This window comes from Burkholderia sp. SIMBA_062, assembly GCF_046534765.1.
Taxonomy (GTDB): domain Bacteria; phylum Pseudomonadota; class Gammaproteobacteria; order Burkholderiales; family Burkholderiaceae; genus Burkholderia; species Burkholderia ambifaria.
Genome location: NZ_JAWRYD010000166.1, coordinates 1 through 321, shown reverse-complemented (window position 1 = coordinate 321; position 321 = coordinate 1). Strand labels below are relative to the sequence as shown.

Below are 321 nucleotides of genomic sequence, written 5' to 3'. Positions count from 1 at the left end.
ACTTAGACTCTTGCATACTAATGGCCCTAACTTCGTGAAAACTACTATGCATAGCAACCTCCTTGTTTTTCGAGTATAGTTTTTGAAAGAATAATCAACAAACCTTACACCCCTTGGCCGCAGATTCTGAGTGCAACACCTGAGTTTCCCTGTAAGGTATTGCGCTCATGTCATACTCAGAACTCAGCATTACTGATCGTGCCACTATCCAGGTTTGTCTCTCTCAAGGCCTGAGCCTCCGAGCCATTGCTCGATGTCTGAGTCGTTCTCCCTCCACTATCAGCCGCGAAATTCGCCGAAATAGTGAGCCGAACAACGACT

At 46.4% G+C, this 321-nt stretch carries 1 protein-coding gene; it reads left to right on the top strand.

Annotated features, from left to right (window positions below; genetic code table 11):
• Window positions 1-167: 167 nt before the first annotated feature.
• Window positions 168-321: helix-turn-helix domain-containing protein (locus tag SB786_RS35875; RefSeq protein WP_410731527.1), on the top strand; the 154-nt coding region annotated here is incomplete at its 3' end.